We start from the raw sequence: 15,310 nt of genomic DNA, 5'->3' as shown, positions 1-15,310 counted from the left end.
CTCACAGCGGTGAGCGGTTGGACTCCAACGGTTTTCCCGCATCCCGCCACGCCACGATGCCGCCCGCGAGGCTGGCGGCATCGTGGCCATCGCGGCGTGCGAGGGCGGCGAAGCGGCGCGACAGCTCGCCCACCGGACAGACGAAGATCACCGGGCGGGTGCGGGGGAACGGGATGCCCTGGATGAACATGTCGTCGAGTTGGTCGTCGCGGATATTGATCGCGCCGGGGACGTGGCCGATCCGGTAGGCCATCGCGCCTCGGGTGTCGACGATGACGGGGTCCGGGATCCGTGCGAGGTCCTCGGGGGACAATTCGGGGACCCGGGCGAGTTCCTCGGATGTGGGTGGCGGTAGGCGGGATGCGGTGCGGCCGAACAGATCCGGGCGGCGTTTCTTGATGTAGTAGAGATAGGGTTCGATGCGGTCGCAGACGATCAGGACCGCGACAGCGGGGCCGTCGGTGGCGGCGAACTCCTCACCCGCGAGGACATCCAGCGCCGCGGCGTAGCTCGCGCCGCTGGTCGGACCCGCCAGGACCCCGTGGCGCAGCGCGAGATTCAGGGTGGCCTCGACGGCCTGGGCGGAGTCGACGGTGACGATGCGATCGTAGAACTCCGGTTGGAACAGGCCCACATCCCACATCTCGGTTTCCGAGCGAATGCCGGGGATGAAGTCCGAACGCTCCGAAACCACCGCGATCGTGCGCAGATCCGGATGATGTTTGCGCAGATAGGTGGCCGTGCCGCGGGTGGATCCGGTGGTGCCGAGACCGCCGATCAGATAGTCGATACGGGTGATGCCGTCGCGGGCCAGATCCTCGTGGATCTCGCGGCCGGTGCCGTGGTAGTGCGCCTCGATATTCTTCTCGTTCGTATATTGCGAGGGGTAGTAGTACGCGCCGGGGTTGCGGGCCAGCTCCGCCTCGATCACCGCGTACACATTGTTGGGCGTGGTCGGGTCGGGGCATTCCGACAGGCCGGGCAACTCCTCGATCTCGGTGCCGAACAGCTCCAGCAGTTCACGCACCTCGGTGATCTTGACCCGATTGGTGACCGCGCGCAGCCCGATACCGCGCATCGCGCCCAGGATGCGCAGCGCCTTGGCGGTGTTGCCGCTGGACGCCTCGATGAAATCCTGTCCGCCCGCGGTGATCTCGTCGAGATCGTCGCGAATCATGCCCCAGGCCACCCGGTCCTTCACCGAGCCGAACGGGTTGTAGAATTCGAGCTTGGCGTACAGTTCGACCTCGGCCAGCCCGTGTGCGGCCGGATCCAGTCGCAGCAGGGGAGTATTGCCGATCAGATCGGTGATGTGGTCGTAGCGCATCAGGGCATCACCAGCGCCGGTTCGTAGTCACGGTCGGGGCGGATCCGGAATTCGCCGTCGTCGCGGGTCACCACCAGTTTCGGCGGCAGCGGATGCCTACTGGCCATCGCGGCCGACAGATCCTGGTGATAGGCGGCGGTATTGGGGAACACCACCAGATCACCCGCGCGCGGACGGTACGGCAGCCACACCTTGTGATTGGTGATCATGTCGCGTTCCAGACACAGCCGCCCGGCGAAGAACACCCCCACCGGTGCGAGGTCATTCGGCTCGGGCCGGGCCACCCCGGGCAGGATCAGTGGATCCACCATCACCTCCTGATCGGCCGGGGTGACGCTGTCCCGGCTGAGATCCAGATTGACCAGCGTGCTGCCGTCGGCGGCCGTCTTGACGAATTCGACTCGGGCCACGGTGATTCCGGCGTGGTCGACCAGCGATTTACCCGGTTCGAGCCACAGCTCCAGCAGATTCTCCCCGGCCACCTGAGCGACGGTGCGCCCGCCGTGCGCGTCGAGCGCGGCGGTGAGCAGATCGTCGAGCATGCGGGTCGCGGGCACGGTATTGGCGTATTTGTGGAATATCGGGATGCCGTGCACGCCGGTGTCGTCGACCTGATAGCCGAAGGTGTTGTTCCCCCAGCTCATCGGCTCCCCGCGGCCGAGCAGCGCCGCCCGCAGCGCCGCCACGTAGCCGTCGAAACGATCGGCGTCGGCGGTGAACACCTGCCGCAGCCCGCCGCCGATATCGAGGACCGTCGGCTCGAGGCCGTAACCGTAGGCGCGTTCCACCAGGCCCAGGCATTCCTGCACCGCCCGCACGCGCTCGCCGGTCTCACCGGAATCTATATGAAACGCGAAGCCGCACAAGCCGATCCGATCGCGATGGGCGGCCGCGAGCGCGAGGGCGTGTTCGGCGTCGGCGGGTGTGATGCCGAATCGGCTCGGCGCGCTGCCCGCGAATCCGGAGATGCGCAGCAGCACAGGCGTCTTCGTACCGGCGAGTTCGGCTATCCGCTCGAGTTCCCACAGATTGTCGACATTGATCGTCACCCCGGCCGCGATGAGCTCCCGCAGCAGTCCGATACCTTTGGGTCCGGTCACCTCGATGCGGTCCGGTCCGAATCCGGCGGCCAGCGCCGCGGTCAGCTCCTGCGCCGAGGCCACATCCACGCCGATCCCCGCCGCCTCGGCGGTGCGTAGGAATGCCCGAGACCGATTCACCTTGTGCGCGTAGCAGATTCGATACCGCACCTGATGCCGGTCCAGCACCTGGCGTAGGCCCGCGAGATTGTCGAGATAGACCTGCGGGAACAGCAGATGCGCGGGCGAGCCGAACCGGTCCACCGCCGCGGCCACCGCATCCGGACTGTCGAGGAACGCGCGCACCAGCGGATGGATCTTCGCCGGGAGCGCCGGAACAGCGGCCGTCATACGGCCGTTTCCGTGGCCTGCGGCCGCTCGGGTGTTGCGGTGGGCCGTGCGGTGACCGGGTTGTAGCCGCCGTCGCGCAGCGCGTCGAACGCGCGCTGACGATTGCGCGGGCTGCGGAATTCGGCGACCACCCGCTTGCTGATCAGATCGATGTCGTGCACCCGGATCCGCATCGACTCGAGCACCCCGGTGATGGTGCGCACGCAGTGTTTGCAGTTCATGTCCGGGACGTAGAACACCCGGTCTTCGGCCGCCAATTCGCCGCTGTCATCGGCCGATTCGCCCGCCACCTCCACGATCGACAGGTCCGTCGCGATCGCGGTGAAGACCGTCACGAACCGATCCACCACCACCGGCAGCACGCTGTAGTGCGCGCCGTCGACGGTATGCGGCATGGCGGCCAGACAGGCCGGACGGGTGCCGGGCGGCAGCAGCGCGTACTGGCGCGAGATCAGATCCAGATCGTCGTGATATTTCGCGATCGCCGCGGCCGCCGACAGGCCCTCGGTCGTGGTGGCGCGCCGCATGACGGTATGCGCGTCGGTGATGGTGGCGTCCTTCATCGCGCGCAGGGTGGCGACGGTATCGGCGGTGTAGCGCACGGTCCCGTCGGGCTGGGTCGCGAACATCACCGGGATCATCCCGCGCCGATAGGTCGAGGCCTGCAGCTCCCAGTACCAGCGTGTTGCCACGGCCGAGAAGATGCCGGAATCGCGCATACCGCAGGCGAATTCGGCCGGGGTGCGGTAGGGCGTCCACCGCGCCAGCAGCGCGTGCTGCGCCAGGGCCCGCCCGCACGCCTCGATGCCGACCCGGAAGATATCCATCGGCTCGTGATCGGTGGTGGTGCCTTCGAGCACCGCCAGGTCGCGGGCGGAAACCGTCGAAACGCGTGCGGCCAGAGCGGCATTGGCCGCCAGCGCGCGCCACAGCGCCAGCACCGTCTCGCGCATGGCGATCGGTACGATCGGCCCGAGTCCGCCCGTGCGGAAGAAGCCGGTATTGGGGACGCCGTCGGAATCGGTCCAGGCGATGCGGTGGGTCGCGCTGGTGACCTGGTCGGGGCGGCACGGGCGCATGAACCGCTCCAGATACAGCCGCTGCGACAGGGTCAGATGGCTGTTCGGTTCCGAACGCACTGTCGCGCAGGTGTATTCGACCCGGGCCGGTATCGCGGCGGGCGTCTCGGCGAACAGGCCCGGATGGGCCAGTCCGGCGAGCACCCGGGAGGCGGCGCGGCGGTCGTAGCCGAGAGTGCTCATCGGACCTCCGAGGCGATCGTGGCGACACATCGGACGAACCGGTCGATGTCGTCGCCGGTGGTGTAGACGTGGGTGCTCACCCGCACCGAATCCGCGCCCGCGTCCCGGGCGGGAACGCAGTGGGCCCCGGTGCGCACGAGGAATCCGGATTCGGCCAGTACGAAGCCGAGGTCGGTGGCGCCGATGCCGTCGAGTGCGAACGAGACGATGCCGTAACCGATTTCGCGGTCGGCGTGCGCCGGGCCGGGCAGCAGGCGCAGCCCGGGCAGCGGGCGCAGACCCTCGATCAGCTGCCGGGTCAGCAGGCGATTGTGTTCGGCGATGGCGGACATGCCGAATTCCTCGAGCACTTCGAGCGCCGCGCCGAGGGCGAGTATGCCGGGAATATTGTGCGTGCCGCCCTCGAGCTGATGCGGCATACCGGTCGGGCGCAGCCCGGAATCGGTCACGGCCACACCGGAACTGCCACCGGGCAGGAAGGTGGTGAGTCGCTCGTGCACCCGGCGCGCGCAGTACAGCACCCCGGTGCCCGGCGCACCGAACATCTTGTGCGCCGACAGCACCGCGAAATCAGCGCCCAGTTCCGTCACGTCCAGCGGTAGGTGTCCGCCGCTCTGACTACAGTCGAAACACCACAGGATCGCCGGATCCACGCGCGCCCGCAGCTGTTGGAGCGTGCTCACCGCGCCGAAGACGTGATGCAGATGGCAGACGGTGATCAGCCGGGTGCGCGGGGTGATCCGGGCGGCGATATCCGCGGCGTCGGCCTCGCCGAGCGCGGTCACCCGGTACGGGATCAGCCGGACGCGGCGGCCGAAGCGGGCCAGCACGTCACGCAGCCGCAGCCAGGGATAGACATTGGCCGAATGGTCGTGCGGGCTGTAGAGGATCTCATCGCCGTCGGCGAGTTCGCTCAGCCCCCACGCCAGGGCGATCGCGTTGAGCGCCGCGGTCGCGCCGGAGGTGAACACCACCTCCTCGGGCCGCGCGCCGACGAATCGGGCGGTGCGCGCGCGCACGGATTCGATCTCGCGGTCGAGTACGGTGGCCCAGCCGTAGCCGCCGCGTCCCGCGTTCGCGGTGCGGCTGCGGTGATATCGGTCGACCGACTCTATGACCGGCAGGGGCTTCTGAGTGGTGGAGGCGCTGTCGAGGTAGGTTTCCGCGGCCTCGGCCAGGGCGGGGAACAGCGCACGGCCGGCCCGCACGGGGATCGGCGAAGACGCAGGTGACCGCAACGCGACGCTCCCTTCGGCTCGTCTGCTCCGACCCCACCACGATACGCACATTCCACCGGCGCGTTCGAAGGTTCTCGCAGGCAACGGGTTTGGTAGGTTGATCAACATGCCGTTGACACCGCACGAACGCGAACTGTTTCTGGCAGAACCACATATCGGGGCCCTGTCGGTGGACGCGGGGCCCGGCCGGGCGCCGCTGACCGTCCCGATCTGGTATGACTACGAACCCGGCGGTGAGCTGTGGGTGCTGACCGGTCCGCAATCGAAGAAGATGGAACTGATCAAGGCCGCGGGCCGGTTCTCGATCATGGCCGAGCGGTCGGAGCCTTCGGTGCGGTATGTGAACGTCGAGGGTCCGGTCACCCGGATCACCACGGCCACCGACGAGCAGCACACGCATATGGTGCGGCGGTATCTACCCGAGGACAAGGTCGCGGCCTATCTGCGCCAAGCCGAGGAATTCGGTGAGCAGGCGGTCGTGGCGCTGCGACCCGAGCACTGGTACGCGGCCGATCTCGGCGCGCTGTAGGCGCGAATTCGACACGCCGCGGGCCGGTTCGACCCGGATGCGGTGAGCTGGCGTACTCGGTACCGTCGTGCCGGTGAGCGTAGTGGGCGTGCGGACGAGGATGCTGGCGGTGCTGGGTGATCCGCGTCGCGGCGGGCTACCCGCGACCGCGCTCGACGACGCCGTCACCGCGCTGGCCGCGCTGTGGATGGTCGGCGGGCTGATCCTCGACGCCGGGGCGCACACCGCCGCGCCGGAACCCGGATCGTTCTTCGCCGCCTGGCATCTGGTGTTCGACACCGGATTCGTCGCGATCGCGGGCTGGACGCTCGCGCTCGTGTGGCGACGCACCCGCGGCGGGCTGCGCGGATTCGCGGCCGTGCCACTGGGATACCGATCCACCGTGGCCGCGGTGGCCGGATTCGCGCTGTCGGGGGCCGGGGATCTGATCTGGCACGCCTGCCTGGGCCCGGGTGCGGGCATCGGAATGCTGTTCGCGCCCGGCCATCTCGGACTCGCGGCCTCGATGCTGGTCCTGGTCACCTCGCCGGTGCGCTCGGCGATGGGCCGCCCCGAGGTGGGCGAGGCCCCGCCGCTGCGGCTGCTGTGGCCCGCGCTGCTGACCACCGGACTGGCCGCGGCGGTGGTGACCGTATTCGTCGGCTACGGAAACGCCCTGACCTATTCCGCGGTACAGATCGTCGAAGGCCTGTCACGCACCGACGACGCCTCGGTGCGCGAACTTGCCGCGGCGCTGGTGATCACCGCGGCGGTGCTGCTGTTACCGCTGCTGTTTCTGGCCCGTCGCTGGCGGCTGCCGTTCGGCGCGGCCGCGCTGACCATGCTGCCGGTGGTCGTGGTGTCGGGCGCGGAGACCGGCGGGCACAATCTCAGCGTCCTGCTGGCGTTCGTGATCGCCGCGGTGGGGGTGGATCTGCTCATCCTCTGCCTGGATCCGTGCGCGGCGCGGCCCGGGGTGTACTGGGGGTTCTCCTGCGCCGCGGCGTTTTTCACCTGGTCGCTCTACATCGGGATCGCCGCCGCGGCGGCCGGGCGGGTGCCCTCGGTGGTCGAGTTGTGGACCGGCGTGCCGATCATGGCCGGGCTGCTCGGCTGGCTGCTGGGCATCCTCATGCTGCCGACCCGTCACCCCGTCCCACCCGCCCTGTCGTAGCCGATACCGCGCGAAGGCATTCGGTGCGTTTGCGCGGTTCGTGCCGATTACGCGACGCGCCGCGCACGGCGGAAATTCGCGCGATGCGTGCACACGGCGCAATTGACTGGCGGCGTCGGATCGCCATCACCTACCGTCCGGTTCGTGGAAATCGGACAGGGATGGGACAGCGTCGCGACACTCGTCGACGGCTGGGTGTATCGGCGGCCGCGGCGGCCGGAGATCGCGGAGCAGTTGCGCCGCGAGACGCGGTTGATGCCGTGGCTCGCGCCGCGGTTGCCGCTGCGGGTGCCGGTGCCGGAGCTGGTCGAAGACGATCCGGTCACGGTGCGGCACTGGATGATTCCCGGCGAGGCGGTGCTCGAACCGACGGCCCGGCACGGAATGGCATTCGGTGCGTTTCTGCGCGCGCTGCACGACAGTCCGGTCGATGAGGCCCAGCGGCACGGTCTGCCCCCGGCCGCCCGCACGACGGCCGATCGGGCCGAGGCGGTCGGTCGGTTCCGCGAGCAGGTGGTTACGCTGCTGCCCGGCGAGATTCGCCCGGCCGCGCTGGAATTGCTCGCCGCCGTCGTCGATCTGCCGATCGATACCGTCGTTCACGGTGACCTCGGCCCCGATCACGTGCTCGCCGACGCCGAGGGCCTCACGGGCGTGATCGACTTCGGGGACGCGCATCTCGGCGACGCCGCGATCGATCTGGCCTGGGCGCTGCACGATACGCCCCCGGCCTTCCGCTACGCCCTGGAACGCGCCTACGGCGTGACCGAGGATCAGCGCGCCCGCGCACTGCTGTGGCATCGCCTCGGGCCGTGGTTCGAGGTCGTCTACGGCCGAATCACCGGCGACGACAGTCTGATCCGCAGCGGCGTGATCGGTGTGATCGGACGCTTGACCTGATCAGTTGCCCGGTAATTCCGGTCCGCCCGGATTGCATCCCGCCTGCACGGTCGCGTCGTATCCGACCGCCGGACGCCAGGGTTCGAGATTCCAGCTGGGTTTGTCCGGACGTAGTAGCCGCGCCCATTCCCAATGGCATCTGAACTGGTCGTACATGCCCGGGGAGTCGGCGTCGGCGGCGTCGGCCACCACCTCGCCCCACGCGCGATCCACCGCGGCGGGAATGGTGTCGGCGCGCCCGGCCGCGGTCGGATAGACGTGCAGGCGACGGCCGTCGGCATCGTCGGTCCACTCGGTGTGATCGATGAGCGGAGCGTCGGCGAAGGGGTCGACCGTCGGGGCCGGGGTTGCCGCGATCGCGGTCGCGGTGGTCGGCGCGGGTGCGGTCGTCGTGTGCGGGGTCGGGCCGGGGCCGATGGCGACCGGTTCGGAATGATCCGCCGCGCTACATCCGCACACCGCGACCACCAGGGAAAGCAGCGGCGCGGCCCCGAATCGCAGGGTGCCCAGGCGCACGGAAATCCCTTCTGTCGTGGCCGTCTCGCCCTCGCCACGCTACCCGTTCGCCGGGAATGCCGGGAATTCGCTTGTCCCCGACCGCACCAACCGCACGCCTGTCTTGCCCGAAATGCCGGTCGGGGCCACGTACAGTGGACAGGTGGCCGCTCAGCTGACCAGGGGACAGGTGGATCGACTCACCGTCGACGACATCGTCGTGGCCGTCCGGCACAGTGAGCCGGTCGACGTCGCGGCCCTGCTGCTCGACGCCGCGGGTCGGGTCCGCGGTGAGGGTGATCTGATCTTCTACAACCAACTCACCGGACCGGGCCTGCGCCTGGTGCCGGGCCAGACGCCCGCGCTGGCGGTCGATCTGCGCCGCATCCCCGGCGATATCGACCATGTGCGGGTGGTGGTGTCGCTGGACGACCGGCAGGCGCGTTTCGGCGACTATCCGCCCACCGAGCTGCGCATCGACGATCCGGCCGGAAATCTGCTGTACCAGTACGTGATCGAGGGCCTGGGCCCCGAATCGACCGTCATCGCCTTCGATCTGGACCGCGTCGGCGCGGCCTGGCAGGTGCGCGTACTCGGGCACGGCTACTCGGCGGGATTCGAGGCGCTCATCCGCGCGCACGGCGTGCCGATCGGCGGCGGCCCCGACGATCAGGTGGTCTATCGCGGCCCGGCGATGCTCGATCCGGGACAGGAGATCTCGCTGCACGAGATCCGCAAGGGCGAGCTGACCATGGTGAAGCTCGGCCTCGCCTGGGATCCGGTGAAGGTGCACGGCGCGCGCGGGCTGCGCGATCTGGAGATCGACCTCGACGCCTCGGCGCTGCTGTTCATCGGCCACGATCTGGTGGATGTGGCCTTCTATCAGCAATTGGCCTCGCGCAACGGGGCGGTGCGCCACTCCGGCGACAATGTCACCGGTGACGGCAAGGGCGACGACGAGATCATCACCGTGGACCTGTCGCGGCTGCCCGCGCAGATCACCTCCGTCGTATTCGTGGTCACCTCGTATGCGGGCCACACCTTCGAACGGGTGCGAAACTCCTACTGGCGCTTGATCGACGGCACCACCAACGCCGAACTGGCCCGTGGCAATCTGCGCGCGGGCGGTCCGCACACCGGCATGATCGTCGCCAAGGTCTCGCGCGACGACGCGACCTGGCGGCTGGCCGCGATCGGCGAACCCATCCAGGCCGGCCATCCGGTCGAGGCCGTACAACCGGTCACGCGTTTCCTCTAGGGCTCGGCCCACAGCGCGAGCAAGTGTTTGCCGGACTGGTGTTCTCCAGGCCGCGAACCTACTATGTCCTCTCGCGGGGACGGCCCGAGAAATCCGGGGCTTGTTCCAGCCGAGTGGTACCTGAATCGTTGCTGTAGCTGCTGGTCGTACATGCGGCCGCGAGTGGAAAGCGCAAGCGTCGACCGTAGGGGCGGAAATGACATCACCGGCCGTGAAATGCCTTGTCTGGGAAGTGGACAACACTCTGTGGGACGGAGTGGTGTGCGACTCGACCAGTGGGGCGCTGCGACCGGACGCGTTGCGGGCATTGCGCACGCTGACCCGCCGGGGCGTCGTGCACGCGGTGGCCAGCCGCGGTGAATGGGCTTGGACCACAGGCAAATTGCATAAACACGGCCTCCACGGATTGTTTGCCGCCGTCGAGGTGGGCTGGGGCCGCAAATCGGCCGCAATCCACCGCATCGCCCAGCAGCTGCGCCTGGACCTCAACGCCATCGGCTATATCGACGCCGAACCGCTCGAGCGCAGCGAGGTCGCCCACGCGCTGCCCCAGGTGCGCTGCTACGCCGCCCGCCACGTCGATGTCCTCACCGCGCTACAGGAATTCCGCGCCCCGGTCAGCTCGGGCCCACCGCCGACCTCGCCGATGGGCTTCTCCCACATCGCCGCGCAGTAGGCCGCTTCCTCCCTCGCGGGGCCGCGCGCATGCCCCTCGGCCGGAATCTCTTTCGGTGCGGGTGGATTCGGGCCGGGGCCTTGATGACGAGGGGTGGGTGATCAGGCGCTGTCGCGGGTGATCGCCACGATCGGCAGGACCAGCGCGGCGGGCGCCGCGGCCGGAACGATCGGCTGGTTCGGCGCGGTGGGGGAGATGCGGCGATACCCCTCGGCCTGCGCGGGGCGGGTGTCCTGCTCGCCCTTGTTCGGCCACAGCGCCGCGGCGCGTTCGGCCTGCGCGGTGATCGTGAGCGAGGGATTCACACCGAGATTCGCCGAGACGGCCGCCCCGTCGACCACGCTCAGGGTCGGATAGCCCCACACCCGGTGATACGGATCGATCACGCCGTCATCGGCCGTCGCGCCGATGGCCGCGCCGCCCAGGAAGTGCGCGGTGAGCGGAATATTGAACACCTCGCCCCAGCTGCCCCCGGCGATGCCGCCGATCTTGTCGGCGACCCGGCGGGTCACGTCGTTGCCCGCGGGGATCCAGGTCGGATTCGGTTCGCCGTGGCCCTGTTTGGAGGTCAGCCGCCGCCCGAACAGCCCGCGCTTGGTGTAGGTGGTGATCGAATTGTCCAGATGCTGCATGACCAGGCAGATGATGGTGCGCTCGCTCCAATTCTTCACCGTCAGCATCGACACCAGCTCGACCGGATGGCGTAGCACCTCGAGCAGGAACCGCAGCCAGCGCGGAATCCGGCCGCCGCCGTCGACCATCAGCGTCTGCAACAACCCCATGGCATTGGAGCCCTTGCCGTAGCGCACCGGCTCGATATGGGTGTCGGCGGTGGGATGGATCGAGGAGGTGATGGCCACGCCCTCGGTGAAATCGCGGTCCGGATTCACCTTGCGCGTCGCCGCGCCCACGATGGATTCGGAATTGGTGCGGGTCAACCGGCCCAGCGTCGGCGAGAGCCCCGGCAGAATTCCCTTGTCGCGCATGCTGAACAGCAACTGCTGGGTGCCGCGGGTACCGGCCGCGAGCACCACGTGTCCGGCGGTGAACGAGCGCGGCGACTTGCGCACCCAGGCCCCGGTGCGCTGGGTGTCGACCTGCCAGCCGCCATCGGGCAGCGGCCGCACCGCGGCGACGGTGGTCAGCGGAATCACCTGCGCCCCGGCCTTTTCGGCGAGGTACAGATAATTCTTCACCAGCGTGTTCTTCGCGCCGTGGCGGCAGCCGGTCATACATTCGCCGCATTCCAGGCAGCCGGTGCGGTCCGGTCCGACGCCGCCGAAATACGGATCGGCGACGGTCTTGCCGGATTCGCCGAAGAACACTCCGACCGGGGTCTGCACGAAGGTGTCGCCGACGCCCATATCCTCGGCGACCTGTTTGAACACCTCGTCGGCCGGGGTAATATGCGGATTGCGCACCACGCCGAGCATCTTGGTGGCCTGCTCGTAATAGGGCGTCAGCTCCGCGCGCCAGTCGGTGATATCGCGCCACTGCGCGTCCTGGAAGAACGGCTCCGGCGGGACGTAGAGGGTGTTGGCGTAGTTGAGCGAACCGCCGCCCACGCCCGCGCCGCCCAGGATCAGCACATCGCGCAGCAGATGGATGCGCTGGATCCCGAAGCAGCCCAGCCGCGGCGCCCACAGGAATTTGCGCAGATCCCAACTGTTGCGGGGCAGTTCGTCATCGGCGAAGCGGCGGCCGGCCTCGAGGACGCCGACCCGGTACCCCTTCTCCACCAGGCGCAGCGCGGTGACGCTGCCCCCGAAGCCCGAACCCACGATGAGCACATCGAAATCGGTATCGACCTGGGCCATGCGCCACTCCTCGCTCGCTGTCGCCTGTGACCTCGATAACGTTACTACCGAGTACGGTACCTGTGTCCCGGGGTACCGCCTTACCAGCCCGGGTCCCCGGCGACCGGCACATTCACCCAGCTGGGCTGGGCGGGATCCAGTTCGATGTGCTGCGGGCGCAGCCCGCTCTCATTGAGCAGCGGTCGCAGCGGCAAACCGCGCGGGAAGTTCAGCGCGTAGACGTCCACCCGCAGCCGATGACCCGGTCGCAGGATGCCGTCGGTCGGATTCAGGCCGATATCGACCACGGTCGGCTGGCCCGGGACCACGGGTTGGCGGGTGTCGAGGGTCAGGATCGGATAGGGATCGGTGTAGTCGCCGCTGGCCGAGCGGGTCGAGGCGTTCTCGTCGACCGCGCGCAGCGAGGCGGCCAGCTGCCCGTAGGTCCATTGCGCGGAACTACCGTCGGGGGCGACATCGTTGAGCGTGACCGCCCAGAATCCGTCGGTCGCGTCCAGCACGGTGTTGAGATGCACCGCGATCGGACCGGAGACCGTGGTGGGCGCGGCGACGGGAGCGCTGGTGAAGGTGAGTGCGCTGGTCTCCGCGATCCGCGAATCCCTGGTGCACACATCGAGCATCGCCGTGATCCCGCCGGTGCCGGTGGCGGCGTCCTGCGAGCACAGGGTCGCCAGGCCCGGCGCGACGGTCAAGCGGGCCGGATCGCCCGGCGCGGCCGACAGGCTGCCGTCGTGCACACTGGTCGCCGCGCTGCCCGAGGGCGCGGCATTCAGATACAGCCGGCGGTAATCGGCGTCGGGGCGCGGGAATTCGGCCGCGCCGACCCAGCCGCCGCCCTGCTGCCAGGTCGTCACCGGGGGATAGCCGTCGATGCCGTTATCGATGCCCTTGAGCCACTTGTCGAACCACGCGCGCTGCAATACGTCCAGCCGCGGCGGCGCGCCGGGCGCGCCGAGTCCGGAGGCGGAGGAGATGTGGAAGGTGTTGCCCATGATCAGCTTTTTCTCACTCGCGGGCAGTGGCAGCGTGCGGTAGATCTTGGTCTGGTCGTAGGCGAAGATGTCGTGCCAGCCGCCGTAGAGGAAGGTGGGCACCTCGATGGTGTCCGGGTGGCCGAGCCAGGACTGACGAATCGTGCTGTCCTGCTGGATCAGTGCTCGCAGATAGTCGGGGATCGCGTCGATACTGGGCACGGTCAGCGCCGCGAACAGATAGTCGAAGAAGGTGAAGGGATCGGCGATGCGGTCCGATAGCCAGCGCAGGTCGAAGCGGCCGCTCAGCAGCGCCTGCACATCGGGCACGAGTTTGGTGGTGTCGATCGCGGCCAGCCACATCGGCAGGAAGCCCGCGCCCAGACCGCCGCCGGTGGCGACGATATCGTGCAGCAGATCGCTGCCCGGCACCACGGGGAAGATCGCCTTCAATCCCTCGGGATGGCGTTCGGCGGTTTGTAATTGGTTGATCGCCGAATACGAGACCCCCGACATGCCGACCGCCCCATCGGAGAAGGGTTGGTGGGCGGCCCATTCCACGACCTCGGCCCCGTCGCGCTGTTCGCGATCGCCGAGCACCTGCCAATCGCCCTGGGAGAAGCCGGTTCCGCGGACATCGACGACGACCTGGACATAGCCGCTCTGAATCAGCTTGCGGTCCACGGTGAATGTGCGCGCCAGCCCGCCGGGCAGGGCCCTGCCCAGATCCGACGCGCCGCCCAGGCCGATACCGGACAGGTCGAATCCGCGCAGGAAGTTCATCAGCGCGTCGCCGAGCACCGGCACCGCCAGCATCGAATCGGCCACATTGGAAACGAGTTTCGTATAGGGCGTCAGATTGACCACGACCGGCAGCTGCTCGGTGATCGGGCCCGCGGCGTCGGCCGGGCGGTACACATTGGCCTTCAATACCGTGCCGTCGCTCATGGTGATGGGCACATCCCAGTCGATGTGCACGGCCGGATATTTCGGCGGACCGTCGTGCAGGGCGGTCCAGCGCGCGCCGTCGTCGGGATCGGCGTGGGTGACCGGTGCGAAGGCCAGCGCGCCGAGTGTGAGGGCCGATACGGCCGCGGTCAGAAATGCCCGAACTCGACGGCGTCGTCGAAACATAGTGTCACCCCAGCGTATTCGTCGATCGAGAACCCGAATCTCGATCACTACCGGTCGGTAACCGTAATGTGGATCACTTCGGTGGGCAATTGTGAGCCATCTCATGAAAAGCGGGGATCGCATGTGGATGCAGTGCTCTCGTTATGGCAATCTGGGGAGATGACTACGCCCCGGGCGCGAGCGCGTGCCCGCACCATGGAGGACATCGTCCGCATCGGGCGCGCACATCTGGCCGTGCACGGCGCGGCGGCGCTGTCGCTGCGCGCGGTGGCGCGGGATCTGGGCGTGGTGTCCTCGGCGGTGTACCGATATGTCCGCAGCCGTGACGAATTGCTCACCCTGCTCGTGGTCGACGGCTACACCGAACTGGCCGATGCCGTGGACGCCGCGCTGGCCGCGGCCCCGCCGGATCCGGCGCAGGGGCTGCGGGTGCTCGGGCGGGCGGTGCGCGAGTGGGCGCTGGCCGAACCCGCGCGCTACGGACTGCTTTTCGGCACCCCGGTCCCGGGTTACGAAGCGCCCGCGGAGCAGACCATCGCACCCGGCATCCGGGTCATCGCAGCCCTGCTGGCGGTGATCGAAAAGATCTATGCGGCCGATATTCTCACGATCCCGGAGCCGGTACCCGTCATCGAGCAGCCGCTGGCCGGTGATTTCGCCGCCGTACGAGCCGAATTCGGGCTCGCGCTGCCCGATTGGCTACTGGCGCGGGCGATTTCGGTGTGGACTGGACTGTTCGGTGCGGTGAGTTTCGACGTCTTCGACATGTACGGGCAGGACAGCTTCGCCGACCGCGGCGATCTGTTCGAGCGGCATCTGGACAATCTGGGCCTCATACTGGGATTGCCCGCCGCGCCGAGAGGGTAGGCGCACCGTGGATGTGCATTTGTCCCGGGCTTCGTGCAGGATGTCACAACCTGACGAAAGGCACTCTCAGCTTCCCCTCAGCACGGTGATGTGAAACTGAACGGCGAGATGAACGATCACACCGAACCGATTCCGGTCGTCCCGGACCCCCGCTCCGGTGGTCGCCATGCCCGGCACGCGCGCGCCGAGAATCAGGCCGCGGATCGGTCCGGCCCTGCGCCCACCCCGGCCGAGCGCGCTGCCCGCCTGGACG

At 68.5% G+C, this 15,310-nt stretch carries 13 protein-coding genes; 6 read left to right on the top strand and 7 right to left on the bottom strand.

Going from position 1 to position 15,310, the window contains the following annotated elements; translation table 11 throughout:
* Position 1: 1 nt before the first annotated feature.
* The 4 genes from NP4_RS34115 to NP4_RS34100 are packed head-to-tail and all read right to left on the bottom strand — an operon-like array spanning position 2 to position 5,227.
* Positions 2-1,327, bottom strand: coding sequence for a pyridoxal-phosphate dependent enzyme (locus tag NP4_RS34115; RefSeq protein WP_068006712.1), 1,326 nt, complete (start codon positions 1,325-1,327; stop codon positions 2-4).
* Entirely contained in the window at positions 1,327-2,757 is a 1,431-nt protein-coding gene (locus NP4_RS34110; RefSeq protein WP_068006710.1) for an alanine racemase, read from the bottom strand. The genes NP4_RS34115 and NP4_RS34110 overlap by 1 nt, the downstream gene beginning before the upstream one ends.
* Entirely contained in the window at positions 2,754-4,019 is a 1,266-nt protein-coding gene (locus tag NP4_RS34105; protein ID WP_068006709.1) for a heavy-metal-associated domain-containing protein, read from the bottom strand. The genes NP4_RS34110 and NP4_RS34105 overlap by 4 nt, the downstream gene beginning before the upstream one ends.
* Positions 4,016-5,227, bottom strand: a complete 1,212-nt coding sequence (locus NP4_RS34100) for an aminotransferase class V-fold PLP-dependent enzyme (protein ID WP_245998400.1) — start codon at positions 5,225-5,227, stop codon at positions 4,016-4,018. Before NP4_RS34100 ends, NP4_RS34105 begins: the two co-directional genes overlap by 4 nt.
* Positions 5,228-5,363: 136 nt before the next feature.
* Between NP4_RS34100 and NP4_RS34095 the strand changes: the two genes are divergently transcribed.
* The 3 genes from NP4_RS34095 to NP4_RS34085 all read left to right on the top strand — a co-directional run bounded on the left by NP4_RS34095 (position 5,364) and on the right by NP4_RS34085 (position 7,839).
* Complete coding sequence (locus NP4_RS34095; RefSeq protein ID WP_068006810.1) at positions 5,364-5,786, top strand: pyridoxamine 5'-phosphate oxidase family protein; 423 nt, start codon at positions 5,364-5,366, stop codon at positions 5,784-5,786.
* Between the two features lie 73 nt (positions 5,787-5,859).
* A complete protein-coding gene (locus NP4_RS34090; protein WP_147288062.1) occupies positions 5,860-6,939 on the top strand; it encodes a hypothetical protein in 1,080 nt (359 codons plus the stop codon).
* A gap of 144 nt (positions 6,940-7,083) precedes the next feature.
* Positions 7,084-7,839: a phosphotransferase gene (locus NP4_RS34085; RefSeq protein WP_068006701.1), complete on the top strand. Its 756-nt coding sequence runs from the start codon at positions 7,084-7,086 to the stop codon at positions 7,837-7,839.
* Here NP4_RS34085 and NP4_RS34080 read toward each other — a convergent pair whose 3' ends face one another.
* Positions 7,840-8,355, bottom strand: coding sequence for a DUF2599 domain-containing protein (locus tag NP4_RS34080; protein WP_245998398.1), 516 nt, complete (start codon positions 8,353-8,355; stop codon positions 7,840-7,842).
* A gap of 142 nt (positions 8,356-8,497) precedes the next feature.
* Between NP4_RS34080 and NP4_RS34075 the strand changes: the two genes are divergently transcribed.
* Both NP4_RS34075 and NP4_RS34070 read left to right on the top strand, forming a co-directional pair.
* Positions 8,498-9,592: a TerD family protein gene (locus NP4_RS34075; RefSeq protein ID WP_068006809.1), complete on the top strand. Its 1,095-nt coding sequence runs from the start codon at positions 8,498-8,500 to the stop codon at positions 9,590-9,592.
* A 196-nt stretch (positions 9,593-9,788) separates the two neighbouring features.
* A complete protein-coding gene (locus NP4_RS34070) occupies positions 9,789-10,268 on the top strand; it encodes an HAD-IIIC family phosphatase (protein WP_068006699.1) in 480 nt (159 codons plus the stop codon).
* A 101-nt stretch (positions 10,269-10,369) separates the two neighbouring features.
* On the opposite strand, the gene NP4_RS34065 is transcribed toward NP4_RS34070, so the two are convergent.
* Positions 10,370-12,085: a GMC oxidoreductase gene (locus NP4_RS34065; protein ID WP_068006698.1), complete on the bottom strand. Its 1,716-nt coding sequence runs from the start codon at positions 12,083-12,085 to the stop codon at positions 10,370-10,372.
* A gap of 80 nt (positions 12,086-12,165) precedes the next feature.
* Complete coding sequence (locus NP4_RS34060) at positions 12,166-14,190, bottom strand: CocE/NonD family hydrolase (protein ID WP_068006696.1); 2,025 nt, start codon at positions 14,188-14,190, stop codon at positions 12,166-12,168.
* Positions 14,191-14,349: 159 nt separating this feature from the next.
* Here NP4_RS34060 and NP4_RS34055 point away from each other — a divergent pair, with 159 nt between their 5' ends.
* Positions 14,350-15,057 carry a TetR/AcrR family transcriptional regulator gene (locus tag NP4_RS34055; protein ID WP_068006694.1) on the top strand — a complete coding sequence of 236 codons (708 nt, stop codon included), beginning with the start codon at positions 14,350-14,352 and terminating at the stop codon, positions 15,055-15,057.
* The last annotated feature ends 253 nt before the right edge of the window (positions 15,058-15,310 follow it).

It is taken from the genome of Nocardia pseudobrasiliensis NBRC 108224 (genome assembly GCF_001613105.1).
Taxonomy (GTDB): Bacteria; Actinomycetota; Actinomycetes; order Mycobacteriales; family Mycobacteriaceae; genus Nocardia; species Nocardia pseudobrasiliensis.
The sequence above is the reverse complement of the archived record's forward strand: the minus strand, read 5'-3'. Positions and strand labels throughout refer to the sequence as shown.

What these genes read in the sequence shown, in the direction of transcription:
- NP4_RS34095 (WP_068006810.1), top strand. Translation starts at nt 5,364, where the DNA reads ATGCCGTTGACACCGCACGAACGCGAACTGTTTCTGGCAGAACCACAT.
- NP4_RS34070 (WP_068006699.1), top strand. Translation starts at nt 9,789, where the DNA reads ATGACATCACCGGCCGTGAAATGCCTTGTCTGGGAAGTGGACAACACT.
- NP4_RS34060 (WP_068006696.1), bottom strand. Translation starts at nt 14,190, where the DNA reads ATGTTTCGACGACGCCGTCGAGTTCGGGCATTTCTGACCGCGGCCGTA.
- NP4_RS34055 (WP_068006694.1), top strand. Translation starts at nt 14,350, where the DNA reads ATGACTACGCCCCGGGCGCGAGCGCGTGCCCGCACCATGGAGGACATC.
- NP4_RS34105 (WP_068006709.1), bottom strand. Translation starts at nt 4,019, where the DNA reads ATGAGCACTCTCGGCTACGACCGCCGCGCCGCCTCCCGGGTGCTCGCC.
- NP4_RS34115 (WP_068006712.1), bottom strand. Translation starts at nt 1,327, where the DNA reads ATGCGCTACGACCACATCACCGATCTGATCGGCAATACTCCCCTGCTG.
- NP4_RS34110 (WP_068006710.1), bottom strand. Translation starts at nt 2,757, where the DNA reads ATGACGGCCGCTGTTCCGGCGCTCCCGGCGAAGATCCATCCGCTGGTG.
- NP4_RS34065 (WP_068006698.1), bottom strand. Translation starts at nt 12,085, where the DNA reads ATGGCCCAGGTCGATACCGATTTCGATGTGCTCATCGTGGGTTCGGGC.